Origin of the sequence: Corynebacterium sp. LaCa54, assembly GCF_046717495.1 — a bacterium.
Lineage (GTDB): Bacteria > Actinomycetota > Actinomycetes > Mycobacteriales > Mycobacteriaceae > Corynebacterium > Corynebacterium kefirresidentii.
This window is the reverse complement of sequence record NZ_CP177115.1, coordinates 252,833-278,407: the sequence shown is the minus strand read 5'-3', so window position 1 is coordinate 278,407 and position 25,575 is coordinate 252,833. Positions and strand designations below refer to the sequence as shown.

22 protein-coding genes and 1 pseudogene are annotated in these 25,575 nt (G+C 61.0%); 11 read left to right on the top strand and 12 right to left on the bottom strand.

The window, feature by feature from the left end; translation table 11 throughout:
• Positions 1-813: a hypothetical protein gene (locus ACLI1M_RS01390; RefSeq protein ID WP_023020459.1), complete on the top strand. Its 813-nt coding sequence runs from the start codon at positions 1-3 to the stop codon at positions 811-813.
• A gap of 109 nt (positions 814-922) precedes the next feature.
• On the top strand, positions 923-1,774 hold the full coding sequence (locus tag ACLI1M_RS01385) for a DUF2993 domain-containing protein (protein ID WP_034655702.1): 852 nt from the start codon (positions 923-925) through the stop codon (positions 1,772-1,774).
• Here ACLI1M_RS01385 and ACLI1M_RS01380 read toward each other — a convergent pair.
• From ACLI1M_RS01380 to ACLI1M_RS01345, 8 genes are all read right to left on the bottom strand, one after another.
• Positions 1,771-2,274 (bottom strand): deoxyribose-phosphate aldolase, encoded by a 504-nt coding sequence (locus ACLI1M_RS01380; protein ID WP_248099219.1) that lies wholly within the window; start codon positions 2,272-2,274, stop codon positions 1,771-1,773. The two genes, ACLI1M_RS01385 and ACLI1M_RS01380, sit on opposite strands and share 4 nt — an antisense overlap.
• On the bottom strand, positions 2,274-2,564 hold the full coding sequence (locus tag ACLI1M_RS01375) for a DUF2516 family protein (RefSeq protein ID WP_248099221.1): 291 nt from the start codon (positions 2,562-2,564) through the stop codon (positions 2,274-2,276). The genes ACLI1M_RS01380 and ACLI1M_RS01375 overlap by 1 nt, the downstream gene beginning before the upstream one ends.
• 5 nt (positions 2,565-2,569) lie before the next feature.
• The gene (locus ACLI1M_RS01370) at positions 2,570-3,007 is read right to left on the bottom strand and encodes a CGLAU_01105 family protein (protein ID WP_200288330.1); all 438 of its coding nucleotides are present in this window, start codon (positions 3,005-3,007) and stop codon (positions 2,570-2,572) included.
• A 19-nt stretch (positions 3,008-3,026) separates the two neighbouring features.
• Positions 3,027-4,361, bottom strand: a complete 1,335-nt coding sequence (locus ACLI1M_RS01365) for a DUF445 domain-containing protein (protein ID WP_200288331.1) — start codon at positions 4,359-4,361, stop codon at positions 3,027-3,029.
• Between the two features lie 250 nt (positions 4,362-4,611).
• The gene (locus ACLI1M_RS01360; RefSeq protein ID WP_200288332.1) at positions 4,612-4,986 is read right to left on the bottom strand and encodes a hypothetical protein; all 375 of its coding nucleotides are present in this window, start codon (positions 4,984-4,986) and stop codon (positions 4,612-4,614) included.
• A gap of 56 nt (positions 4,987-5,042) precedes the next feature.
• Positions 5,043-5,792, bottom strand: a complete 750-nt coding sequence (locus ACLI1M_RS01355; RefSeq protein ID WP_023020452.1) for a succinate dehydrogenase/fumarate reductase iron-sulfur subunit — start codon at positions 5,790-5,792, stop codon at positions 5,043-5,045.
• Positions 5,792-7,807 carry a fumarate reductase/succinate dehydrogenase flavoprotein subunit gene (locus ACLI1M_RS01350; protein WP_200288333.1) on the bottom strand — a complete coding sequence of 672 codons (2,016 nt, stop codon included), beginning with the start codon at positions 7,805-7,807 and terminating at the stop codon, positions 5,792-5,794. The genes ACLI1M_RS01355 and ACLI1M_RS01350 overlap by 1 nt, the downstream gene beginning before the upstream one ends.
• Before the next feature lie 15 nt (positions 7,808-7,822).
• Positions 7,823-8,578, bottom strand: coding sequence for a succinate dehydrogenase cytochrome b subunit (locus tag ACLI1M_RS01345; RefSeq protein WP_023020450.1), 756 nt, complete (start codon positions 8,576-8,578; stop codon positions 7,823-7,825).
• A 369-nt stretch (positions 8,579-8,947) separates the two neighbouring features.
• Between ACLI1M_RS01345 and ramB the strand changes: the two genes are divergently transcribed.
• On the top strand, positions 8,948-10,357 hold the full coding sequence (gene ramB, locus ACLI1M_RS01340) for an acetate metabolism transcriptional regulator RamB (RefSeq protein ID WP_200288334.1): 1,410 nt from the start codon (positions 8,948-8,950) through the stop codon (positions 10,355-10,357).
• A gap of 135 nt (positions 10,358-10,492) precedes the next feature.
• On the opposite strand, the gene lpdA is transcribed toward ramB, so the two are convergent.
• The gene (gene lpdA / locus ACLI1M_RS01335; RefSeq protein ID WP_200288335.1) at positions 10,493-11,905 is read right to left on the bottom strand and encodes a dihydrolipoyl dehydrogenase; all 1,413 of its coding nucleotides are present in this window, start codon (positions 11,903-11,905) and stop codon (positions 10,493-10,495) included.
• A gap of 534 nt (positions 11,906-12,439) precedes the next feature.
• Between lpdA and ACLI1M_RS01330 the strand changes: the two genes are divergently transcribed.
• The 7 genes from ACLI1M_RS01330 to rfbA all read left to right on the top strand — a co-directional run bounded on the left by ACLI1M_RS01330 (position 12,440) and on the right by rfbA (position 21,196).
• Positions 12,440-13,816, top strand: coding sequence for an alpha/beta hydrolase (locus ACLI1M_RS01330; RefSeq protein WP_023020446.1), 1,377 nt, complete (start codon positions 12,440-12,442; stop codon positions 13,814-13,816).
• Positions 13,817-13,867: 51 nt separating this feature from the next.
• Positions 13,868-14,947: an alpha/beta hydrolase gene (locus ACLI1M_RS01325; RefSeq protein ID WP_200288336.1), complete on the top strand. Its 1,080-nt coding sequence runs from the start codon at positions 13,868-13,870 to the stop codon at positions 14,945-14,947.
• 45 nt (positions 14,948-14,992) lie between these two features.
• Complete coding sequence (locus ACLI1M_RS01320; protein ID WP_248099223.1) at positions 14,993-16,318, top strand: M1 family metallopeptidase; 1,326 nt, start codon at positions 14,993-14,995, stop codon at positions 16,316-16,318.
• 120 nt (positions 16,319-16,438) lie between these two features.
• Positions 16,439-17,920 (top strand): HNH endonuclease signature motif containing protein, encoded by a 1,482-nt coding sequence (locus tag ACLI1M_RS01315; protein WP_248099225.1) that lies wholly within the window; start codon positions 16,439-16,441, stop codon positions 17,918-17,920.
• Positions 17,921-17,993: 73 nt separating this feature from the next.
• Positions 17,994-18,989 (top strand): dTDP-glucose 4,6-dehydratase, encoded by a 996-nt coding sequence (rfbB, locus tag ACLI1M_RS01310; protein ID WP_248099381.1) that lies wholly within the window; start codon positions 17,994-17,996, stop codon positions 18,987-18,989.
• A 2-nt stretch (positions 18,990-18,991) separates the two neighbouring features.
• The gene (locus ACLI1M_RS01305; protein ID WP_248099227.1) at positions 18,992-20,347 is read left to right on the top strand and encodes a sugar nucleotide-binding protein; all 1,356 of its coding nucleotides are present in this window, start codon (positions 18,992-18,994) and stop codon (positions 20,345-20,347) included.
• Positions 20,348-21,196, top strand: coding sequence for a glucose-1-phosphate thymidylyltransferase RfbA (rfbA, locus tag ACLI1M_RS01300; RefSeq protein WP_248099230.1), 849 nt, complete (start codon positions 20,348-20,350; stop codon positions 21,194-21,196).
• A 3-nt stretch (positions 21,197-21,199) separates the two neighbouring features.
• Here the strand turns inward: rfbA and ACLI1M_RS01295 are convergent, their stop codons facing one another.
• The 3 genes from ACLI1M_RS01295 to ACLI1M_RS01285 are packed head-to-tail and all read right to left on the bottom strand — an operon-like array spanning position 21,200 to position 23,767.
• Positions 21,200-21,814 (bottom strand): MBL fold metallo-hydrolase, encoded by a 615-nt coding sequence (locus ACLI1M_RS01295; RefSeq protein ID WP_023020439.1) that lies wholly within the window; start codon positions 21,812-21,814, stop codon positions 21,200-21,202.
• The gene (locus ACLI1M_RS01290; RefSeq protein WP_248099231.1) at positions 21,814-22,899 is read right to left on the bottom strand and encodes an S-(hydroxymethyl)mycothiol dehydrogenase; all 1,086 of its coding nucleotides are present in this window, start codon (positions 22,897-22,899) and stop codon (positions 21,814-21,816) included. Before ACLI1M_RS01290 ends, ACLI1M_RS01295 begins: the two co-directional genes overlap by 1 nt.
• Before the next feature lie 52 nt (positions 22,900-22,951).
• Complete coding sequence (locus ACLI1M_RS01285; RefSeq protein WP_248099232.1) at positions 22,952-23,767, bottom strand: GDSL-type esterase/lipase family protein; 816 nt, start codon at positions 23,765-23,767, stop codon at positions 22,952-22,954.
• A 101-nt stretch (positions 23,768-23,868) separates the two neighbouring features.
• Between ACLI1M_RS01285 and ACLI1M_RS01280 the strand changes: the two are divergent.
• Positions 23,869-25,535 (top strand): annotated as a pseudogene (locus ACLI1M_RS01280) (AMP-binding protein).
• Positions 25,536-25,575 lie beyond the last annotated feature (40 nt).

The following is a 25,575-nucleotide window of genomic DNA, read 5'->3' as shown; positions in this document are numbered from 1 at the left end:
ATGGCCGACCACGCACATAATCTGCGCGCTAGCGCAGCTGCGGGTCGGCCTTTTGGCGTTATTACCCGCGGCACTACCAATCACAACCGCCTGCGCCGCTGCGATAGATGGATGCTCGCGCACCCGGAGATTTCCACGCTGCTGCGACACGTGGAAAAGCCGCTCGCGCTCGATGTAGGCTACGGGGCTTCGCACGCCACCACCGTGGAATGGGCAGGGTGGCTGCGCCGGGCGAATCCGCAGGTAGACGTCCGGGGGCTCGAAATCCATCCGGACCGGGTCCTGCCGCCGCGCGACGGCGTGCGCTTCGAGCTGGGCGGCTTTGAACTGGCCGGCTACCGGCCACAGCTGGTGCGCGCATTTAATGTGCTACGCCAATACGACGTGGACCAGGTCCAGGAGGCCTGGCAGACGGTGTGTTCTCGGCTGGCCCCCGGTGGCTTCTTTGTGGAGGGCACCTGCGATGAGCTAGGCCGGCGCGCGGCCTGGTTGCTGCTGGACGCCCACGGCCCGCGGACTCTCACCCTGGCGTGGGACCCGTTCGATGTGGCGCGCCCCTCAGACATCGCCGAGCGCCTGCCCAAAATCCTCATTCACCGCAACGTTCCCGGCGAGCCCATCCACGAGCTGCTTAAGGCCGCCGACGAGGCCTGGGACCACGCGGCGGGGTGGGCGCCCTACGGCCCGCGCGTGCGTTGGCGCATGGCACGAGCCGCGCTTGCCGACGCCCCCTTTACTATCCACACCATCCGTCGGCGCCTGCGCGATAATGTGCTGACCGTGGACTGGGAGTCCGTCGCGCCACGGGACTAACCGCGCCGCGCGGTGATGACAGCTGGGGCAGCTGTGAAGTGCCTAGCAATGTGCCCGAGAACTCCCGCAAACTTTGCCCCGCGCCGTCTCATGCGCCACACTGGTACGCATGGCTTCGAAGAAATCGGCAGGTTCACTCGCCTGGAAAATCATCATTGGCATCCTCGTGGCACTACTCGTGCTCATCCTCTTGGCCGAGTTCGGCCTGCGCTGGTTCATCGGTCACCAGATGACCTCGCAGTTTAACCAGGCTGCCGAGGAAGAGGGTATCCAGGTCAAAGAAGATCCCTCCGTCAGCTTTGGCGGCAGCCCGCTGCTCGTAGGGCTGTTTAAGGGCTCCATTTCCCAGATGGATATGACCACGCCGTCCACCCTGCAAATCGATGGCACTGATATCAAGGGCCAGCCTGCCTCCGAGATCCACGTAGAAGATATGAGCACCGACCAGGAGAATCCGGTGGCCGGCAAGCTGCGCGCTTCTACCACCGTGCCGGATGACTACCTGCTGGCGTCCTTCCAGAAGGGCATTTCCGAGCAGGCCGGCAGCGAAAAGGTGGGCAATATGGTGGTTACAGAGATTAACGCCAACGAGCAAGACCACGTGCTGGACGTGAAGTTTGCCGGCGGCCTTGCCAACCTCTCGCTAGAGCCCACCGCCCACGATGGAAAGCTCGATATCCGCGCCACCGAGGCCTCCATCTTCGGCCTCGAGCTGCCGGATCAGGCCACCGAAGCTATCTCTTCCGCCCTGCAGAACGGCATGTCGGATCAGTTCGTGGGTTCTGACATGAACGTCGATTCCGTAGAGGTGCTCGATGGCGAGCTCAAGCTCACCATCACCGGCACCGATGTCCCGATGAACGACATGGATAAGTTCGCCGGCGGCGGTGACTCCGCGGGCCAGGGCGGCGCCACGGGCAATGGCGCGCCGCAGCAGGACGCGCAGGAGAAAGCCGCCTAAACCGCGGGAGCGGGAAACTCGAGGACCGGAAGTGTGGCAGCGGCCAACTCCGGTCCTTTTTTCTTGCCTTCTTCACCGGCCGCGGATTCCGCGTAATCCGCGGCCTTGCGGCTGCGCACAATGAGGCGCTGGTAGCCGGCTTGATGGGCGGCTTTAAGGGTGGCGTCGGCAAGCGGGGCGTCCGGCACGATGAGGCCCAAGCGGGCCGGATCCGGGCAGGCCTCGCGGATGGCAATGAGCTCGGAGAGCACGGCATTGGCATCCGCTACGCTCGCATCGAGGCTGACCCACACCTCGCTGGCGCCCGATTGGATGGCCAGGCGCGCCTCGGAGGCCTTGATGAGAGTGTGGTGGCGGCCGGTGGGATACCCCGCGACAGAAATAATATCGGCCGCGCCCGCGCCTGCGGCAAGGGAAACATGGTGCGGGGAGACAAGGACGGTGTTATCGGCGGCGCGCTCCTTGACCGTCGCGGCCGGGGCGTCAAGCAAATTAAGCATTAGTAGCTGTAGTCGCCGTTGATAATGGCCTTGAGCTGCGGGCGCACATCAAACCAGTACACGCCGGTAATGACCGCGCCGATCCAAGACAGAAAAGCCAAGCCGGTGGCCATCGCTACCGCGGAGCCGGCCAGCAGGCCTACCCACACCCACTTACCTTGACGGTCGCCGGCTCGGAAGGCATCCTCGCGCGTGGTGGCGGCGAGGACCGCGCCGACAATGGCGGTCAGGGCGAGGATGCGCAAAATATAGGCATCCAAGTAGTACGCAATTTCAAAAAGTGAATTCATGCAGGTTAATTCTGTGGGTCGTCGGTGTCGATTACTTCGCCATCGATAATATTATCGCCCTGCGAAGGAGCCGAATCCTGGCCAGGGCGCGCCGCATTCTTCTTTTCCGCGCGGCGGGCCTGGGCGGAATTATAGGCGTCCATGACGCCCTCGCGGGTCTCGTTATAGGCGGTGGAGAACTTGCCCTTAGCGGCGTCGAAAGCAGCGGACTCACGGGTGCCATCGGCGGCCTTCTTCACAGTGGCACCGAACTCCTTCGCGGTGGCAGTGGCCTTATCCACCAAGCTCTCCTTGCCGGAGGCGCCATAGGGGCTTTTGGCCTCGGCGCCATGAGCGTGCTGGGCGCGCTCCTCCTGCAGGCGGCCGCCGAAGTCCTTGGCTACGTCAAAGGCAGCGCTGCCAGCATCCTTCAGGGAATCAAAAATCTTCTTATTATCGCTCATTGTTCATTACTCCTTTTTTCTAAGCGCCAAAGATAAGGTGATTGACCGCGAATATCACCAATCCTGCCAGGGAACCGACGACGGTGCCGTTCAAACGAATAAATTGCAGGTCCTTGCCCACCATGAGCTCGATATTTTGGGAGGCTTCCTCCGCATCCCAGCGCTTGATGGTCTCGGGGATAATCGCAATGATTTCCGGGGCAAATTTCTCCACCGCGTAGCGCGCGGCTTTGTCTACGAGCGCATTTGCCTGGGCTAAAAATTCGGAGTCCTCGAGTAGGCGGTGCGCCAGCTCCTTGACCTTGGCCGTAATCTTTTGGCGCAGGAAAGACTCCGAGTCATTGAGCTGGTCAATGAGCGTGGTGGAGACCGTGCGCCACATGGCCGCGGGTGCCTGCTGCGCTTGCTCAGAGGCGAGCATCTCTTGCTTGATGCCCTCGATGCGCCCGCGCATGTCCTCATCCCACTGCAGATCGGAGGCCAGCTTGGACAGGTTGCGGCGAATGGCCAGGCGGGCCTCATGGTTGCCGTTGCGGCGGACCTCATCGGCGAATTCTACGAGCTCGGTATAGACCTTCTCCCCCACCATCTCGCGGGCAAAGCGCGGCGCCCAGCCCGGCATGCGCTCATCGATGGCGGTGACCACCGTGGACTCCATGCTGAGAATCTTGCCGTGGGCCCAATCGATGAGGTCATCCTCCAGGGGGCGCGCCTTGCCGTCTGCAATATAGCCCTCCAGCAGTCTGCCCAGCGGCGGGCCCCACTCGGGCTCGGCTAGGCGGTCCATGACCTGGGTGCGGATGAAATTCTCTGCCTCTTCCGCATCCAAATCCGACACCACGCTGGCCGCACGCTCACCAATCCACGCGGAGACCTCCTCCGCCTTGCCGGGCTCGACTCCCTGGCGTGCCAGCCACAATGGCAGCTCCGCCTCGCGCACCTTGGCGCTCAGCGCATCTGCGGTCAGGAAGTTTTCCTCCACAAAGTCACTCAGGGCATCGCCCACGCGGTCCTTATTATTCGGAATCAGCGCCGTATGTGGGATGGGCAGTCCCAACGGCCGGCGGAAAAGCGCGGTCACTGCAAACCAGTCCGCCAGGCCACCCACCATGCCGGCCTCCGCCGCTGCACGCACGTAGCCCACCCACACAGGTGCCCCGCTTTCCGACGCCTGCCACCACGAACACCCCAAAAAGATCACCGCGGCACCAATCAGGAACGACAGCGCAATCGCCTTCCACCGCCGCAAGTCCGCCCGCCGGGCCTCCTGGTTACCAGCCTGCGGCACGGGAGCAGCACCCGACGATGCCGATGTCGTAGCCGTTTCGAGGCCTTCGTCCGCGCGGTGGGTCATGAGTTCTCCTTGGGGTTGTGAAGGTGCTTTCGAGCTTCATTCTCTAACACTAGTGCCAGCAACGAACATGCTCGGTGGCAGTCGTCGTTGCAATGATGTCCTGAATCGCCGCCTGGTCCATCTGACATTGCCACTTGGGTACTGAGAGATCACGCAACCCCCGCCTCCTTGCATGGATTGCATGCTGTGGAGACGGGGGTGACGTCGAGTCAGTACAGAAACTTAGGCATTGCCTGGTACAGCAAGCGCCTTAGTTAGCTCGGCCAGTTTCCTTGCGGTACTTGCGGTAGTAGCGGCGGCCATAGTGGACGGTGCTGAAGGCGGCGATAGCCACAACGGCTAGAGCGATGATGCCGATGATGGTGGTCAGGGTGTAGTCACCCTCGCCGGCGGTGCCCAGCGGGGTATCCCACACGCCGAGGCCCCAGATGAGGATTCCGGCAGCCGGGAGGCAAGACAGGATCAGACCCATGCCCACCCAGGTGGAGGTGCGAATGAGGGAAGAATGAGGAGCACCGAAGGAAACTGGGTCGTAGCCTTCAATGTAGGCGTCCTGAATCTTTCCGGAGAACTCCGGGTAAGTCTCGCTGGTGTAGTCAGCGACTGCGTGGGTGTTATCGCTCATGGCGGAGTCTTTCTGTCTTTCTCTCGTTCCTTGTATTCCTACGGAATAACCTTAGCTTAGTCGTCCTTGCCACGGAAAGCAGCACGTGCACGTTCGCGGGTAACCGCGGATACTGCGGTCAGGGGAACGCCGGCCGGGCAAACATCAGCGCACTCACCGTAGAGGGAGCAGTGGCCGAAGTTGGCTTCCAGGTCATCGACCATGTTGCGGGCACGGCGGCCACGCTCTTCCTTACCCAGCGGCATGAGGGACAGGTGCACCAGCTTCGCACCGGTAAACAGGTGTGCAGCACCATTCGGGCAAGCAGCAACGCAGGCGCCGCAGCCGATGCAGGCAGCGTGGTCCAGCGAGTACTCGGAAGTCTCATGGTTGACGTGCAGGGTATCCGCATCCGGAGCGGTACCAGCATCCATGGAGACGTAGCCGCCCTGCTCCATCACGTGATCCAGTGCCGCACGGTCGACGATCATGTCCTTGATAACCGGGTAGGCAGCGGAACGGAATGGCTCCAGCTTGATGGTCTGTCCTTCGGTGAAGTTGAACAGGCGCTGCTGGCAGGCCGGGGTGTTCTGTCCAGGGCCGTGTGGACGGCCGTTGACGGTCAGACCACAGGTACCACAAATGCCCTCACGGCAGTCAGAGGCGAAGGCGAAGGGCTCCTCGCCGCGCTCAATGTAGCCCTCGTTGACGTGGTCCAGCAGCTCCAGGATGGACATCTGCTCAGAGGCATCGTCCACCTGGACGGTCTCGAAGTGGCCTTCTTGGGTCGGTCCGGCTTGACGCCAGATCTCAAGTGTCAGTTTCATTACTTGTAGTTCCTTGTCATCAGCGGGATCGAATCAAAGTACAGCGGCTCAGCGTGGCGGATGAACTCGTTCTTATTAGCGCCCGGCTCCCAGGCGGAAACGAAGCACCAGTTCTCGTCGTCGCGTTCTGCCTCGCCGTCCTCGGTGAGGTGGTCCTCGCGGAAGTGGGCGCCACAGGACTCGTCGCGGTCCAGAGCGTCAACACACATGAGCTCGCCCAGGTCCAGGTAGTCGGCAACGCGCAGGCCGTATTCCAGCACCTGGTTCATGTCGTTGGCCTCGCCCGGGATGCGGACATTAGCCCAGAAGTCCTCGCGCAGCTCACGGATCTTGGTGATGGCTTCCTTGAGGTCTTCCACGTTACGGGACACACCGCAGCCGTGGTACAGGATGTCGCCTAGCTGGCGGTGGTAGTAGGAAGGACCGTGCGGGTTCTCGCCGCGCACGCCCATGAGGCGGTCGATGCGCTCTTGGGACTGGGCCAGGGTTGCCTGTGCCTCTGGGGAATCCTCCGCCAGCTTCTCCTCATTGAGGTGGTCAGCCAAGTAGTTCGGGATGGTAAACGGCAAGGTGAACCAGCCGTCAACGGAAGCCGAAAGCAGGGAGTTAGCACCCAGGCGGTTAGCACCGTGGTAGGTCCAGGAGCACTCACCGGCAGCAAAGAGGCCGTCGATGGAGGTCATCTCGTTGAAGTCGGTCCACAGGCCACCCATGGTGAAGTGGCAGGTCGGAGCGATACGCATCGGAGTCTCATAGGCGGACTCACCAATGGCCTCTTCGTACATCTCGATGAGGTTGGAGTAGCGCTCGCGAATCTTGTCCTTACCCAGGCGCTCGATGGCGTCGCGGAAGTCCAGGTACACCGAGTTGTGCAGCGGGCCAACGCCCAAGCCAGCGTTAATCTGCTGGGAGATGGCGCGGGAAGCAACGTCACGCGGAACCAGGTTGCCGAATGCCGGGTAGCGGCGCTCCAGGAAGTAGTCGCGCTCTTCTTCCGGAATGGTATTCGGGTCGCGGTCGTCGCCCTCCTTCTTCGGGGACCAAATGCGGCCGTCGTTACGCAGGGACTCCGACATCAGGATGGTCTTGGACTGCCAATCGGAGTTGACTGGCAGGCCCGTCGGGTGGAACTGCACGAAGGCTGGGGAAGCCAGGTAGGCACCGCTGTCGTACGCACGCATCATGGCGCTGGCGTTGGAGTTCTTAGCCAGGGTGGACATGTGGTAGACGTTGCCGTAGCCGCCGGTACCCAGCACAACTGCGTGGCCGGTGAAGGCCTTGAGCTCACCGGTGATCAGGTTGCGGGTAACGATGCCGCCAGCGCGCTTCTTTCCATTGTCGTTGTAAACGATGATGTCCTGCAGATCATTGTGGGCAAAGAGCTCCACGTTGCCCAGACCAATCTGGCGGTAGAGCGCAGAGGTGGTGGACAGCTGCAGCTGCTGACCTGTTTGGCCACGGGTGTAGTAGGTACGGGAGACCTGCACACCACCGAAGGAACGGGTAGCCAGGGTGCCGCCGTACTCGCGAGCGAATGGTGCACCGATGGCGTTCATGTGGTCAATAACGCGCACGGATTCGTTGGCCAAGCGCCAGCAGTCGGACTCGCGGCAGCGGTAGTCGCCACCCTTGACGGTGTCCTTGGTGTGGCGGTAGGCGGAGTCATTGTCCACCTTCTTGGCACGGGAAGCGTTGACACCACCCTGCGCGGCGATGGAGTGCGCGCGGCGCGGGGAGTCGTGGTAGGTAAATACCTTTACCTTGTAGCCCAGCTCGCCCAGTGCGGCCGCAGCGGCGCCGGCGGATAGGCCGGTACCGACAACGAGGACCTCAAACTTGCGGCGGTTCAGCGGGGAAACCAGCTGCATGTGGTCCTTTTGGTGGGACCACATATCCTTCATTGGCACGCCGTGCGGCTCATTGGATTCCAGAATGTTGCCGGCAGATACGCCCGGAACGATGGACTGCGGATGCGAGAACTTGGGGTGCTCGCGCTTGAGTTCAGTATTAGTCATGGGTTTCTAACTCCTTTAGCTGACCAAGCCCAGGGCAACGGACAAAGGCATAACGATGTTGCCGATGCAGACAACGGCCGGGATGACGTACGCCAGGATCAGGAAGGTCTGACGCCACTTCGCACCGGTAATACCCAGGTCAGAAGCAGCGAGGCGAATGCCGTGGGTGAGGTGCAGGAACAGGAAGCACATGGCGATCACATACACGATGGTGACCGGCCAGCGGCTAAAGGTTGCGATCATATTGGCCTTCACCGCACCCTCCACAAAGTCACCTGGGGCGATGGGCTGTACGCCCAAGGTCAGGTCCAGCAAGTGGAAGATGATGAACAGCAGCAAGACGATGCCGGTAACCAGCATGGACTTGGTAGCGAAGGAATCAAGGCCGCCCATCAGGTTGCTACGGCGGAACTTGCCGCGGGACGCCTTGGAACGTGCGGTGAGAGCAAACGCACCATAGATGTGGGCGATGATGGCAACCAGCAGGACTGCGCGGATGATCCACAACGCACCCTCATGCGGGAACAGTGGCTCGCCCATGGAGCGCAGGAATGCACCATATTCATCAAGAGCCTCGTCGCCGCCCTCAGCCGGCAAGTACAGCTTCAGGTTGCCGGCCATGTGGCCGACGACGAAAAGTGCAAATAGCAGGCCGGTGACGGCCATGATGAGCTTCAGAACCCAAGAGGGCACTCCCGGCTTCTGACGGATTGGTTCGTTAGTAATGTGGCCGTGAGCTACTGCCTCACGGTCGGGATTTCTTAAAGTCATGACACCTCCATTGTCGTCCTCACCTTAACTGGGCTTAACCGCTGGTTACCAGTCAATTCCGGCGGCGTTTCATCTAACGGTACGGCGGTACGGTTAAACTCAGAATTCTTTTAGGTAAGGGTTGCCTTAGATGCCCGGATTCAAAACGTCACTACCTTGGCTGCTCGCAATTTCGCAATATTGACGTTGCGTAAATCTTCCACCAGTTGTGAACTTGGTCACCCAGTGTTACGGGAGTGACCCCCTTACCCCTTTATGTGTCAAACTTTCGCATGAAACACACATATTCCCCACAGGAGGGTGAATATTCTTCGCAAGATCTTTGCGATTAAGGTGCACACCCGCAGGCCACCCAGTAACCTTTCCGGCATGAGCAAGACGTATGTGGGATCCCGCCTTCGCCAACTTCGCCGTGAGCGCGATCTCAGCCAGGCTTCCTTAGCCGCCACGCTGGGCCTTTCGGCCAGCTACGTCAACCAGATCGAGCACGACGTTCGGCCACTTACCGTTCCGGTCCTCCTTCGCATCACCGAAGTCTTCGGAGTTGACGCCACCTTCTTCTCCCGCGACGATGACTCGCGCCTCCTCGCGGAGATCCAGGACGTCATCCAGGACAAGGAGCTGTGCCCCTCCCCCGTCGAGCTGCAGGAGCTCTCCGAGCTGGTCTATAACCACCCCACCGTCGCCCGCACGCTGGTGGATGTCCACCGCCGCTACCGCAATGTGCGCGATAAGCTCTCACTCGCCACCGATACCCGCCGCACCACCGAGGCCACCCAGGCACTGTCCATGCCGCACGATGAGGTGCGCGATTTCTTCTATGCCCGCCAGAACTACTTGGACGGCCTGGACCACCATGCGGAGCAGCTTGCCGACGCCCTCTCGGTCACCCAATTCGGCATCCGCGACACCGAACATGCCCTAGCCCAGCGCCTGCGCGATCTCCACAACGTAGACATTCACATCACCTCACAGATGGATGGCACGCTGCACAGCTTCGACCGCGAGACCGGCGAATTTCGGCTCGCCTCGCGCTTAAGCGAAGGGCAACGCGCCTTCCGCATGGCCGCGGAGCTGAGCTTCCTCGAGGCTGGCGAGGAGATCGCATCTTTGGTAAAAAATGAGCCGTTTACCTCGGATGCCTCGCGTAACCTAGCGCAACGCGGATTGGCCAGCTACTTCGCCGCCGCCACCGTGATGCCCTATACCCTGCTACATTCTGAGGCTGAACGCTCCGGCTACGACGTGGAATACCTCTGCCAGGTCTTCGGAGTGGGCTATGAATCCGTCGCCTCTCGGCTGTCCACCCTGCAGCGCGATAACCTGCGCGGCATTCCTTTTACCTTCGTCCGCGTCGACCGCGCCGGAAACATGTCCAAGCGACAATCCGCCACCGGCGTGCACTTTTCCAATAATGGCGGCACCTGCCCGCTGTGGAATGTCTACGAGACCTTCACCCAGCCGGGCATTATTTCCCGTCAGTTGGCCCAGATGCCCGATGGCCGCAATTACCTGTGGATCTCCCGCGCGGTACAGCACCATCAAGGCCGCTTTGGCGATACCAATAAGCTTTTCGCCATTGGCCTGGGCTGCGAGGCTCGCCACGCCGACCGCACCGTCTACGCAGAAGGTCTCGACCTCAAAGATCTCTCTTCTGCTACCCCTATCGGCTCCGGTTGCCGCACCTGCCCGCGCGAGAATTGTGCGCAGCGCGCCTTCCCACCCATTAACGAGGTCATCAGCATCGATGCCCACCGCTCAGCGGTGGCACCGTACTAGTTACACATCACCACGACGAGCCTTTTCGGGGGCGTAGACATACAAAACGGCACCGCGGCCCCTTTGCCCGGTGGGCGGGGGACGGCGCGGTGCCGTGGGTGTTGCGCTCAAGGCGACGTCGCCAAGCGCCCCTGCTTAGAGGTTAATCATGTGGCCACCGATGCCCTCGGCAGCTTCCTTCATGGCCTCAGAGAGGGTCGGGTGGGTGTGAACGTTGCGGCCGATTTCCTCAGCGGTGAGGTCGAAGCGCTGCGCCAAGGTCAGCTCCGGCAGCAGCTCGGAGACATTGGAGCCCACCATGTGGCCGCCGATGAGCTCGCCATACTCGCCATCCGCAATGAGCTTTACAAAGCCCGCGGTCTCGTTGAGACCGGCAGCCTTGCCGTTGGCGGAGAACGGGAAGGTAGCGACCTTGATATCGCGGTCCACGAACTTCTCCTTTGCGGCCTCTTCGGTGTAGCCGAAGGAAGCGACCTGCGGGTTGCAGAAGGTAGCGCGCGGCATGTTCATGTAGTCACCCAGAAGCTGGGTCTCCACGCCGGCGATGGTCTCTGCGGCGACAACGCCCTGTGCCTCAGCAACGTGTGCGAGCTGCAGCTTCGCGGTGACGTCACCGATGGCGTAGATGTGGTCCACGTTGGTGCGCATGGTGTCATCGATGGCAATAGCGCCGCGCTCGGTGAGCTCAACGCCGGTGTTCTCCAGGCCGAAGCCCTCGGTACGTGGGGCGAAGCCGATGGAAATCATGGCGCGGTCCACCGTGAGGGTGTCCTGCTTGGAGCCATCCTTGGACTCGACCTCAACGGTGACATTATCGCCGTTGTCCTTGACGGAGGTGGTCTTGTAGCCGGTCAGCAGCTTAACGCCAAGCTTCTTGTACTCCTTAGCAATGGCCTTGGAGACATCCTTGTCCTCGTTCGGCAGAACGCGGTCCATGAACTCCACGATGGTGACGTCCACGCCGTAGTTGGACAGAACATAAGCAAATTCCATGCCGATGGCGCCAGCGCCGACGATAACCATGGACTTCGGGGCCTCATCGTTGAGGATCTGCTCCTCGTAGGACACGATGTTGCCGCCGAGCTCTACGCCCGGCAGGGACTTGACCACGGAGCCGGTAGCGATGATGCAGTCATCGAAGGTGACGGTCTTGCCCTTGTCATCGCCGTCAGTGATTTCAATAGTCTTCTCATCTTTGAAGGAGCCAAGGCCGTTGATCTCGGTGATCTTGTTCTTCTTCATCAGGTAATGAACGCCCTTGACGATGCCCGCGGAAACCTTGCGGGAACGCTTGTGGGCTACACCGAAGTCGAAGGAAACATCGCCGGAGATGCCGAAGTCCTTTGCTTCATGGTTGAAGGTGTGGGCAACCTCAGCGTTCTTCAGCAGTGCCTTGGAAGGGATGCAGCCTACGTTGAGGCAGACACCACCCCAGTACTGCTTCTCGATTACGGCAACTTTCTTACCAAGCTGAGCTGCACGGATGGCGGCCACGTAGCCGCCAGGGCCCGCGCCGAGTACTACTACGTCATAATGTTCATTAGTCACGCCCTACAGGATACGTAACTTTCCCCTCCATGTCGCGCATTGGGTCACACTCTTTTGCCCGTGTACCCCACGCTTCGGGGGTAAAACGCACAAAGGCCCTGCACGGTGACGTCGGCAAGCGCGCGACGTCGTGCAGGGCTATGGGCTCGGTATTTTAGAACAGGCCGAGAGCCAGGGCAGCGTTGGAGGACATGGAGGAACCCATATGCAGGAACTGGCCCAGAACTTCGTTGATGGATACGAGGATGGAATCGAAAACGTTCATTTTTCTTCTTTCTGTTTTTGCCTAGAGCGAGGGATGGGCCCGCGGATGGGACCGCACTATTCACACGTTTAGAACTAACGGGAATTGTAGCGCCGCCGTTACATGAGCGCTGGGTTAGCGCTGCGTTCAGAATTATGACACACAAACCACATGCGTCACAGGTTTTGCTACATTAAAAGGGCTATTAAGGCATAGAGTCTTGCTAACACTCCCGCTATGCGGAACGATACCTACTGAGAAGATTCTCTTAACTCGAGGAAGCTAAAAATATGCATACTTTGCGCTCTATCGGCTCCAGCGTCGCAGGCATCGCCATCGCGGCAGGAGTCCTCTCCGCCCCTATCGCCTCCGCCGTCGAGCCGGCCAAGATTCAGGGGGACGCCACCCCATCCACCATCCGCGAGGTAAACCTCACTGACTCGGCAGATCCGGAAAATATCAACTACGCCATCACCACCGAGGGCGAAAACCGCGTGGTAGATATTGCCGGACTAAAGGACAAGGACAAGTGGAAGGGTTATGCCTTCGGCCACAAGAGCGCCCAGGGCAACCACTACGGCAACCACGTCAAGGTCATGACGGCTACCTCCGCCGCCATGGGTGGCCGCGAGGTCCCGCTTGCGGTCATCTCCCCAGACGGCAACTTTGAAAAGAAGCGCCCCACCCTGTACCTACTCAACGGCGCGGGCGGCGCTGAGCAGGGCATGGACTGGATCACCGCCACCGCGAAGCGCGACGTCAACCCAGAGCAAGAGGGCGTGCAGGACATGGTGGATTTCTACACGTCCAAGGACGTCAATGTGGTCATCCCACAGGCCGGTGCCTTCTCCTACTACACTGACTGGGTTTCTACGCCGGATGCCGGCTACCTCAAGGGCCCACAGAAGTGGGAGACCTTCCTGACCAAGGAGCTGCCAGGCGCTCTAGAGGATCATATCGGAGGCAATGGCAAGCGCGGCATCGCTGGCATGTCCATGGCCGCTACCTCCTCCCTGCTGCTGGCGGAGCACAACCCGGGCTTCTACAACGCGGTGGGCTCCTTCTCCGGCTGCGCGGCTACCTCTCGCCCGCTGCCGCGCCTGTACACCCAGCTGACTGTCAACCGCGGCGGCGGCTCGGCCGATCAGATGTGGGGCGCTATGGGCAGTGAGTACAACGTGTACAACGACGCATTGGTCAATGCCACCCCGAAGAATTTGGGCCCATCCGAGACCTACGTCTCCGTGAATAGCGGTTTGGGCGGTGCCAATGACTGGGGCGCTAAGGGATCGTCCACCCTCATCGTGGAGGGCGGCGTCATCGAGGCTGCTATGAGCTCCTGCACCCACGATCTCAAGGCCAAGATGGATTCCCAGGGCATGAAGGCGGATTGGAACTTCCGCAATACCGGCACCCACTCCTGGCCGGGCTGGCGCGATGACATCTTCTCCTCGTGGAAGACCTTCGAGCGTGGCTTTAACAAGGACGCCGCAGAAGCTCCGGCCGAGCCGGAAGTAAAGCCCAACGAGCTTTCCATCGATGCGCCGCAGGCTCAGGAAAATGCGCAGATCAAGGACGCCCCGAGCGCCGCTGACCAGTCCCCTGATAAGGACTTCGTCGAGGGCAAGGAAGCCGAAGCTCCAGAGGCTGCCGGCGCTGCGGAATAAGTAGCGCAGAAGTATAATCAACGAGTTCATTAACTACAGGAAAGAAGCACAATGAAGCGTCTTAGCTCCATCCTGGCCGCCACCGCAGTGTGCGCAGGCTTGGCTAGCGCCCCGATGGCGGGCGCCGCACAGCTCACCCCGCAGCAGGTAGCAGGCAACGCCGCCCAGTCCACCCTGGCCCCACTAGAGGTCACCCCGGAGTTGGAGCAGCAGACCTGGTACCAGAAGTACAAGGACGATCCGCGCGTCGATAAGCTGCAGGCCACCTCCCCGGCTATGAACGGCCGCAAGATTCCGCTGGCTGTCATTCGCGCGACGGATGAGAACCGCCCGACCATCTACCTGCTTAATGGCGCAGGCGGCGCGGAGCAGGACATGGACTGGCTGAAGCTTTCCGATGCCGTGGATTTTTACCACTCCAAGAACGTCAACGTGGTCATCCCGCAGGCTGGTGCCTTCTCCTACTACACCGACTGGGTATCCGAGCCGAACTCCCAGTATCTTAAGGGCCCGCAGAAGTGGGAAACCTTCCTCACCAAGGAACTGCCGGGCGCTATCGAGGGACACATCAAGGCCGATAACCACCGCGCCATCGCGGGTATGTCCATGTCCGCTACCTCCTCCCTGCTGCTGGCAGAGCACAACCAAGGCTTCTATGACGCCGTTGGTTCCTACGCCGGCTGTGCGGCTACCGCCTACCCGGTAGAGCACAAGGCCGTTGAGCTCACCGTTAACCGCGGTGGCGCTTCCGCAGAGCAGATGTGGGGCCCCTTCGGTTCCCCCACCAACCGCTATAACGATGCGATGATGAACCACGAGAAGCTGCGCGGCACGGAGCTGTACATCTCCTCCGGTTCCGGTCTGGCCGGCAAGGAGGATACCTTCTCCTATAACGTGGCTAAGGGCTACAACCCTGCCGCCGCTGCTTTGGGCTCCGCTAAGCTGCAGGTGGAAGGCGGCGCCATCGAGGCTGGCGTGAACTACTGCACCCACAACTTCAAGGCCAAGTTGGACCAGGCTGGCATCCCGGCTACCTATAACTTCCGCAATACCGGCACCCACTCCTGGCCGCACTGGATTGCGGACCTCAAGGATTCTTGGCCGGTCTTCGAGCGCGCTTTCAATAAATAAGCTCGTTTCTTTCCGCGGCTAAAAGGGCGGTAGGCTTGCAGCATTATGAAGTTGCTTCCTACCGCCCTTTCGCGTACCCACACTGACCCTTATACCGGCGTGGATTTTAACCTCGGATTTGAGGTGTCCCACTACACGCTGGATCTGACCTACCGCGTGGAGCCCAACTTGCTCCACGGCGAGGCCGTTTTAGCAATCCGAGCGACCGCCGATTTAACGTCTTTGACCTTGGATTTGGGCGGGGCGATGGTGGCTCGGCGCGTGACCACGAAGGGCGCACCGCGGGTGGCAAAGTTCCGCCAGTCTTCGGGTAAGCTGCGCCTGCGCTTTGCCGATAATATCGCCGCCGGGACGGAGTTTGAGCTGGTTATTCGCTATGGCGGTAGCCCTCGCCCCATCCGCACCACCTGGGGCGAGATTGGTTGGGAAGAAACCGAGTCCGGTTCGCTGGTGGCCAGCCAGCCCAATGGCGCGCCGAGCTGGTTCCCCTGCGACGATACACCGTCTGAAAAGGCGCTCTATGACATCATCATTACGGCCGATGATCCCTTTATCGTTGTGTCTAATGGCGACCTCGTCTCCCGCAGGGCGGGCGGCTCCACCACGCGCTGGCATTACCGTACCCGCCAGCCCATGGCCACCTACCTGGCTACGGTGCAGGTAGGTGAGTTTTCCAGCTTTGCCTTGGGCCCTTCCACTCGGGCTTGGGCTCCAGCCACGCTGCGCGAGCGGGTGCTGAATGAATTTGCCCAGCAGCAGGAGATGGTGGACTTCTTTACCTCCATTTATGGCCCCTACCCGTTTGCGGATTACCAGGTGGTCATCACGGAAGATGAGTTGGAGATTCCGCTCGAAGCGCAGGGGCTTTCTATCTTTGGATCCAACCATGTGAAGGGAGACCACGCCTTCGAGCGCCTCATTGCCCACGAACTTTCCCACCAGTGGTTTGGTAACTCCGTAGGCCTGAGCGAGTGGAAGGATATCTGGCTCAATGAGGGCTTTGCCTGCTACAGCGAGTGGTTATGGGCCGAGCACAAGGGCGAGACCACCGCGAGCGAGGCAGCACGTTCCCACTACAACGTTCTAGGCCGCAAGGCGCAGAACCTCACCGTTTCCGATCCGGGTGCGCGCGATATGTTCGATGACCGCGTGTATAAGCGCGGTGCTTTGACCGTGCACGCCATTCACCGCCTGCTTGGCGACGCCTTCTTTAGCACCCTCCGCAGCTACCTCACCGAGCACCAGCATTCGGTGGTGGAGCCTTCCATGGTGCTAGATTCCTTCCGCGCCGCCGCTCCTGATGCCGCGCTTTTCGACGCCACCGTAGACGCTTGGCTCAACCACACGGCCCTTCCTTCATTCCCGAGTTAGTGGTTTTGGCCCTGCGTTTGTTTGGGGATTGTCTAATCTATTGACCAATCCCTTCTTTCCTGTTGACGGGGTGTTTTATCTAGGTAGAATAGAACATGTAAACGAACAGGAGGGGGGATTATGCAGACCACCAAGCACGCGGAGATAGACTCCGCCATCGCCCAAGTTGCCGCCGGGTTAACCCAACTGCGCGCCCTCATGCAGGATCCCTCCGACCTCTCTTTCGAGCTTCTTCACCCTCATTTCGAGCACTTGGAAAGGGCCCTGGGCAACAAGGCCGCTATTGACGCTGCCTTCGCCTTCATCGCGGAGCGCGATGACGCCGGCCGCCGCGTGGGCTCCTCCAAGGCCAAGGACTACCTGACCGCCCGCCTAGGTCTTAGCGAGTCCGAAGCCGCCGCCCGTCTGCGCAATGGGCGCAACCTATTTGCCCCTATCCCCGAACCGGAGCCCACTCCCCCACCTGCTGATCCCGATGCTGATGACGCCACACGCGCACAGGCCGAGGAAGAAGCCCGCCGCCGCGCCGACCGCGAGCGCCGCGAAGAGGAAAAGCGCCGCAAGAAGCTTTTCGAAGAAGAGCCTATCCCTGAGCGCATCCTTAACCTCATCGAGAATGAGCTGCGCAGCCTCAGCAAGTACGCCATCCCCGGCCCAAGCGAGCTGCGCAACCAGGCCCTCGAGCAGGCCAAGCGCCGCTCCTTCGATTCCTTACGCGAGTGGCTGCGTAAGGCAGTTCGCAAGGCGAATAAGCACGCCCTCAATCCTGCCGGCGAGCCCGATCCGCACGCCGCTACCCGCAAGCGGCGCTTTAGCATCTCCCGCCAAGATGCTGACGGCGGTGTGCATATCTCCGGATACCTCGACGCCTCCGCGGCCGCCATCCTTGCCAGTGCCTTTGCTCCCGCCAAAAATAAAGGCAGCGCCGATCTCAGCGCCGAGGATGATACCCGCACTTATGCCCAGCGCATGGCGGACCAATTGACCGCTGCCTTGTCGAGCTACCTTTCTGCCACCCAAAAGGACTCAGCGGGCCTTGGTTCTTTCTTCGTCGCCACCACCTTGGAAGAACTGGAGGCGATGGGCGGCGATACCCGCTTCGCCACCAGCACCGGCATCGAGCTTTCTCCGCTCGATCTCCTCCGCTTGGGTGCCGCGCAGCACGATTTCTTCTGTGCGGTGGATGAGAAGGGCTTTCCCCTCGAACTTGGCCGCACCAAACGCACCGCTTCCCTCTGGCAGAAGCTCGCCCTCGCGGCCTCCGAGCTTGTCTGCACCCACCCCGAGTGCCACCGCCCCTGGCAGGACTGCGATGTCCACCATCTGCAGGCTTGGTCTCACGGCGGCGCCACCGACCTAAAAAATCTGACGCTGCTGTGCCGTCGCCACCACGTGGACAATAACGATTACCGCGATGGCCGCAACGGAATGGGTCACGCCGAACGGGACCCCGGCACCGGCCGGGTGGGCTACCGGGCCGCGCACGCGAGCGGGCTATCGCCCACAGTAGAGGTCAACGACCACCCCGCCGCGGAACAAGCCCCGGGACGCAGGCTCACGGATCCGCCCTCGCCACCACCGTCTCCCCCGGGCGCGGCCTGACCTCTTGCGCGCGGGCCCGCGGCCTGCCACAGCAGCCCGTCCGACTGCCCTACACTGGATAACCATGCAAACGATGCTCGTCACTGGCGGCGCCGGTTTTATCGGCGCCAATTTCGTGCGCCTCATGCGCCAGGCGCGCCCCGATACCCGCGTTACGGTGCTTGATAAGCTCACTTACGCCGGAAACCGCGCCAACCTCGACGATCTGGATATTGACTTCGTCGAGGGTGATATCGCCGATTCTGCGACGGTAGAACCGCTCGTCGCTGCCGCCGATGTAGTAATTCACTTCGCCGCCGAATCCCATAACGACAATTCTTTGCGTGACCCCTCCCCCTTCCTCCACACGAATATCGTGGGCACGTTCACGCTGTTGGAGGCGTGCCGGAAGCACGATACCCGCTTCCACCATGTCTCCACCGACGAGGTTTTCGGTGATCTCGAGATTGGGGCAGAAACCAAGTTTGACGAGAACACCGCCTACGCCCCCTCCAGCCCGTACTCCGCCACCAAGGCAGGTTCTGACCACCTCGTGCGCGCATGGGTGCGTTCTTTTGGGCTGCGCGCCACCATCTCGAATTGCTCCAATAATTATGGGCCGTATCAGCACATCGAGAAGTTCATTCCCCGCCAGATCACCAATATTCTCTCCGGCCGCACGCCCAAGCTTTATGGGACGGGCGAGCAGGTCCGCGATTGGATTCATGTCGATGACCACAACGAGGCAGTGCTCGCCATCCTAGAGCGCGGCCGGATTGGAGAGACCTACACTATCGGCGCGGATCAGCCGGATATCAGCAATAAGCAGGCCATCGAGCTTATCTGCGAAATTATGGGCCACACCCGCGATGGGCGCGCCCTCTATGAGCACGTCGCGGACCGCCCCGGCCATGATCAGCGCTACGCCATGGATGCCACCAAGCTGCGCCGCGAATTGGGCTGGGCCCCGCGGTTTACAGATATCCGCGCCGGCCTCCAAGACACCATCGCGTGGTACCGCGATAACGAAGACTGGTGGAAGCCCGAGAAAGAAGACGTAGAGACCCGCTACAAGCAGCAAGGACAGTAGACATGCACATAACTGAAACCGCCATCCCGGGACTACTCATCATCGACCTCGACGTGCACGGGGACAATCGCGGCTGGTTCAAAGAAAATTGGCAGCGGGAAAAGCTCACCGGTCTCGCGCCCGAACTCGCGAGCTTTCAGCCGGTGCAGAACAATATTTCCTTCAACCACGCCGGCGCTACCCGTGGGCTGCACGCCGAGCCTTGGGACAAGCTCATCTCGGTGGCGCAGGGCAAGATTTTTGGTGCGTGGTGCGACCTGCGCGAGGGGTCGGAGAGCTTCGGCGAGGTTATTACCCACGAGATTGGGCCGGAGACGGCGGTGTTTGTGCCGCGAGGCGTCGCCAATGGCTTTCAAGCGCTGGAGGATACCTCTTATAGTTACTTGGTCAATGAGCACTGGTCGGCCGAGGCGCGCTATGCCGCGGTGAACCTCGACATCGTGGACTGGCCATTAGAGCTCACCGAGATTTCGGAGAAAGACAAGCAGCACCCCAGCCTCGAAGAGGTGAGCCCGATGCCCGCCCGGCGCATCCTCGTCACGGGTGCGAATGGGCAGTTGGGGAGGGCGCTGAAGCGCCTGCTTGGCGACGCCGAATTTTGCTCCCACGCCGACTTCGACATCACCAATCCGCCAGAGCGAAATTGGAAGCAGTACTCGACCATCATTAACTGCGCGGCATATAACGACGTCAACGGCGCCGAAAACGACCGCGCCGCCGCGTGGGCCGTCAACGCGGAAGGGCCGGCAAAGCTGGCACGCATCGCCGCAGAAAACCAGATCACGCTGGTGCATGTCTCGAGCGACTATATCTTCGATGGGGCGAACGAGGTCCACACCGAGGCGGAGTTGCCGTCGCCGCTCAGTGCGTACGGGGCGTCGAAAGCCGCGGGTGATACCGCCGCGCAGACTGCGCCGCAGCACTACGTCATCCGTACTTCCTGGGTCTTTGGTGATGGCGAGAATTTCATGTCCACCATGCGCCGGCTGGCTAATAAGGGCGTGGAGCCGAAGGTCATCCATGACCAGCGTGGCCGCCCCACGTTTGCCGAGGACCTAGCCAAGGGCATCGTGCACCTGCTCAAGTCCGACGCGGACTACGGCGTGTATAACCTATCCAATTCGGGCGATACCGTGGGCCGCGATGAGATTGCCATGGCGGTATTCATCGGGCTCGGCCACGATCCGTCCGAGGTCACGCCAGTGACGACCGAGCAGTACCGCGAAATCGCGGGACCGGAGGCGCCGCGGCCCAAGGAATCGACGTTTGCGCTGGATAAAATCGAGGCCACCCGCTTCAAGCCGCAGAATTGGCGCGCGGCCCTTGCCCTGTACCTAGCGCTCTACCCGGAGGATTAAATGAAAGGCATCATCCTGGCCGGCGGTTCCGGCACGCGGCTCTACCCGATTACCAAGGGCATCTCGAAACAACTCATGCCCATCTATGACAAGCCGATGATTTACTATCCGCTGACCACGCTCATCCAGGCGGGTATTCGGGAAATCCTCATCATCACCACCCCGGAGGATGCGGGTGCCTTCCAACGCCTCTTTGGTGACGGCTCCCAGCTCGGACTCATGATCGATTATGCGGTCCAGCCGCGGCCGGAGGGGCTCGCGCAGGCCTTCTTGATTGGCGAGGATTTTATTGGAGACGATAGCGTCGCACTGGTGCTCGGCGATAATATCTTCCACGGCTTCGGCGGCGAGCTCACCCACTGCCAGGATCCGGAGGGTGGCATCATTTTTGCTTACGAGGTCTCGGATCCGCAGCGCTACGGCGTGGTGGAATTCGACGCTGCGGGGCATGCGCTCAGCATCGAAGAGAAGCCGGAGGTTCCGCGGTCGAATCACGCGGTGGTGGGCTTGTATTTCTATGACAACTCCGTCGTGGACATTGCCAAGGGCATCCAGCCCAGCGGCCGCGGCGAATTGGAAATCACGGCCGTCAATGAGGAGTACCTGCGCCGCGACGAGCTGAATGTTCAGCGGCTGCACCGCGGTAGCGTCTGGCTCGATACCGGCACGGTGGACTCTATGAGCGAGGCTTCCGCCTATGTTGAGGTGATGCAAAAGCGCACCGGGATCGTTATCGGATCGCCCGAGGTTGCTGCCTATGAGGCGGGCTTTATCGACCGCGCCCAGCTAGAAGCACTCGCCGAGCCGCTGCTTAAGTCCGGCTACGGCGAGTACCTGCGGGCGTACTAACGGCTAGTAACCGCGCTCGATGTATTCGTCGAGGCGTGCGGCCTCGGCACCTACCGTGGTGGCGTCGCCATGCCCCGGCAGGACCTTGGTGTCCTCCGGCAGGGTGAAGACCACGTTCTTCAGCGACTCGATGATCACATCGAAGTCGGAGTACTTGCGGCCAGTGGCACCAGGGCCGCCATTGAAGAGCGTATCGCCCGACAGCAGCGTCTCGCCCACGTGCAGCACCACGCAGCCCGGCGAGTGGCCTGGGGTGTGGTAGACCGTGATTTTCTCGCCGCCGATATCGAATTGACCGCGATCCGCCAGCGGCGTATATGGGGCATCGCCGTTGGATTCCTGCCACAGCATGTCATCGTCCGGGTGCAGGTAAACCTCGGTATCGAAGCGCTTGGCGGCCTCGGGGGCGAGCTCGCAGTGGTCATTGTGCGCGTGGGTGAGCAGGATGCCTTCCACGTGGCGATCGCCTACCAGCTCCGCTACGGCATCGAGATCGTGAGAGGGATCCACCACATAAACATTGGAGTCATCGCCCACGACGTAGACGTTATTATCCACGTCCCACTCGCCGCCGTCGAGGCGGAACTTGCCAGAAGTAACCGTGCTATCGATGCGCATTAGAACTCCACCACCGAACGCAGGACCTTGCCGGACTTCATGGTGGCGAAGGCCTGCTCGACGTCGTCAAGCGCAATGCGCTCGGAAACGAACTTTTCTAGCGGGAAATTGCCGGCCTTGGATAGCGCTACATAAGCGGGGAAATCGCGCTCCGGGAGGCAATCGCCGTACCACGCTGGCTTGATGGAACCGCCGCGGCCGTAGAGGTCGATGGCGGGGATATCCACGTGGTCGGTGAGGTTTGGCACGCCCACCATGACCATGCGGCCGGCGTGGTCGCGGGAGTAGAAGGCCTGGCGCCAGGTGGGCTGGATACCCACGGCGTCGATGGAAACGTCGGTGCCGAAGCCGCCGGTGAGCTCGCGGACGGCGTCGATGACTTCCTGTTCCGACAGGTCCTTGGAGCAGATAGTATCGGTCGCGCCGAATTCGCGGGCGGTTTCCAGCTTGGATTCGTCAATGTCCACGGCGATGATCCTTGCCGCGGCTGCCAGCTTGGCACCCGCAATGGCGGCCATTCCGACGCCGCCGCAGCCGAAGACGGCTACGGACTCGCCGAGCTGGATGTCACCGGTATTCACGGCTGCGCCGAGGCCCGCCATGATGCCACAGCCCAACAAGCCTGCAGCGGCTGGGTCAGTGTCTTCCACCTTGGTGCACTGGCCCTCGTGGACCAGGGTCTTTTCCGCGAAGGAACCGATGCCCAGCGCAGGAGTGAGCTCGGTGCCGTCCTCGAGGGTCATCTTCTTCGAGGCGTTGTGGGTATTGAAGCAGTACTTTGGCTCGCCCTTCTTGCAAGCGCGGCACTCGCCGCATACGGCGCGCCAATTCAAAATGACGAAGTCGCCCTCCTCCACGTGGGTGACCGCAGAACCTACGGTCTCCACCACGCCTGCGGCCTCGTGGCCGAGCAGGAACGGGAAGGCGTCTTCAATATCGCCATCGCGGTAAGCAAGGTCGGTGTGGCATACGCCGCAGGCCTGCACGCGCACGATGACGTCATTAGGGCCGGGGTCGGGGACAACAATATTGACGGTTTCGACTTCCGCGCCCTTGGAACGGGCAATAACAGCTTTTACAGTCATGCGCCCGAGCGTACCGATATTTTCAAAATCGGCACATTAATGAAAATATTTTTTAAGAGCGGGCAATGACATTGGCCGCATGCTCGTGGCCGCGCTGGTTCATGTGGATGGGCAGGTTGCCGTCGCCTGCGCTAAAGTCCACTAGACCAGCCCACATGCGCTGGTTTGCATCGGCGCACATGCCGTTATTGCGGGTGGAAGGTTTCATGTCCAGGAATTGCACGCCGGTACGTGCCGCCAGGTCCACCTGCATCCACTGTGCCTTATTCTCAAAGTCCTGAATGCCGGGCAGGAAGGTGGAATCAGCCGGGCGCGGACCGAAGTGGAAGAGGCAATAGTACGGGCCAGAACCGATGGTGGGGTAGCCAACGATCTGCACGCGCGCATTCGGAGCCGCACGCTTGATGCGCTCAATCTGCGGTGCAGTGTGGTCCGCAAACTGCTTGCGAATCTGCGGCAGGTTGAGCTCGCGGTGGTTATAGGTGTCATTGAAACCGGTAGTGATTACCACACGGTTGGTAGCCGGAGTCAGCGCGCCGCTACGAATGGCCGCATCCACCTGCTGGGAAACCTGCGGGCCGCGAGACATGGACACGGCACCGGAGTAGGAGAAATCACGCACCGGAAGGCGCAGCTTGGCACCGGCACGCTTGGCGTAGTTATTGGAGGTAGGGCAATCCACGCCCACACCCTTAGAGGGATCGAAACGGTGAGCAAAGTAGGAGCCGGCATCTGGATCCGCGAGGACAGAATCGCCGAAGGCTACTAGGTTGCGCTCCGCGGCGGAAGCTTGTGGCGCAACCGCCACACCCACTACGGCCAGCGCGGAAGCCACCACGGAGAGGACTTTGAGCTGCAGAGATTTCATGAGATCCTTTTCTAGAAACACCAGTAACTTCAGGTAACTGTAGTCACTTCTGTAATTTCGAGTTGGAGGCAACACCGCGCGCCTCTCTCACGATATCGTCCATGGTTACCTTTTTGTTATCTTCGCTTTTTGGAGCTACCCCAACCGTGAATTTTTCTGATTTCACATTCCACGCAGCAGCCCTCGGCCGGTTTGTGCCGGCACTTTATAACGCCGGACTCATCAGCCACCAAGGCGGCGCGAAGGCCCAGCTCAGTTTGCACCTAACCCGGCCCGCTACCGCTTCACCACCGCGCGTGAAATTGAGCAGGGATACCTCACCTGCCCGGAGCGCCTAGCGCTTATCGACGACGACGGCACCCTCACCTACCGTCAGCTGCGCACCCACGCCTAGGGCTTCGCCCGCTACCTCCGCTCGCTGAACCTGCCCGAAATCCGCCTTGGCGTAATGGCGCGCAACGGCCGCGGCATTATCATCCCGCTCGGCGCCAAGGGCTATGCGGGCGCTTCCATTTACCTGCTCAACGTGGGCTCCTCGCCGGAGCAGTTGGCTGGATGTATCGAAGAAAACGGCATCAACGTGCTCGTGGTAGACGATGAGTTCATCGACCGCGTGGATACCGATATCCCCGTAATCATCGCGCACGATACCGGGGCTAGCGAGCTGCCGAAGTTAGACAAGATTGTGAAGAATCCACCGGCCGTGGAGCTGCCGCGCTTCCCCAAGCACGGCCCGATCGTGCTCATGTCCTCCGGCACCACCGGCATTTCGAAGGGCATTGTGCGGCCGGAACCGACCCTGCCGGTAGTGCTGGCCTCCATCGTGGATACCATTCCATGGCGCGCCGACCAGCGCCTGCAGATCACCGCCTCCATCTTCCACACCTGGGGATGGGCCTGCATCAATATCGCACTCGGACTGCGCAATACCATCGTCACCCGCCGCGTATTCGACGCGGAGCAGGTGCTTGACGATGTCCAGCGCTACCGCCTCGATGGCATGATCTCCTCCCCTATCTTCTTTAAGCGCTTGGTAGAGCGGGATCCGGCCGGTGAGTTCGATGCCTCGAGCCTGAAATTCATCGCCTCGGCCGGCAATGCGCTGACCCCGGAGGTGGTCAAGGAGACCAATGCGCGCTTCGGCGCCATCCTCTGCAATGTATACGGTTCCACCGAACTCGCCCTGGCGACGACCGCCACCATGGACCAGGTGGCCGCCAACCCCACCATCGCTGGGCGCGTGACCTCCGGCACGAAGCTGCGCATCCTCGATAAGGAAGGCCACCCGGTGCCGCGCGGCGAGGTGGGCGAGATTTACCTGACCAACTCCACCGCAATGACCGGCTATACCAACCCCAACCTGCGGCTCAATAAGGTGGACGGGCTCATCTCCATCGGTGACTTGGGCTATATCGACGAGCATGATTTCTTGCACGTGGTCGGCCGCGCCGATGACATGATCATCGTCGGCGGCGAGAATGTTCACCCGCAATCCGTTACCGAGGTCCTCGAAGCCATGCCCGGCATCCACGAGGTCCATGCCGGTGGCGTGGAAGATGGCGAGACCTTCCAGCGCATCGCCGTGTGGGCGGTGCCTACTGCCGACGCCACCGGAAAGGCCCTCACGGCCGACGCCATCCGCGAGTGGGTCCGCACCAAGCTCGCCGATCACTCCGTGCCGCGCGATGTGCACTTCCTATCCCAGCTGCCGCGCAACGCCACCGGCAAGGTGGTCCCGCGCCTACTGCACAACCACGGCGAGGCTTAACGCTCTGCACCCACTGCCGTGCCCACAACGGCGAAAGGCC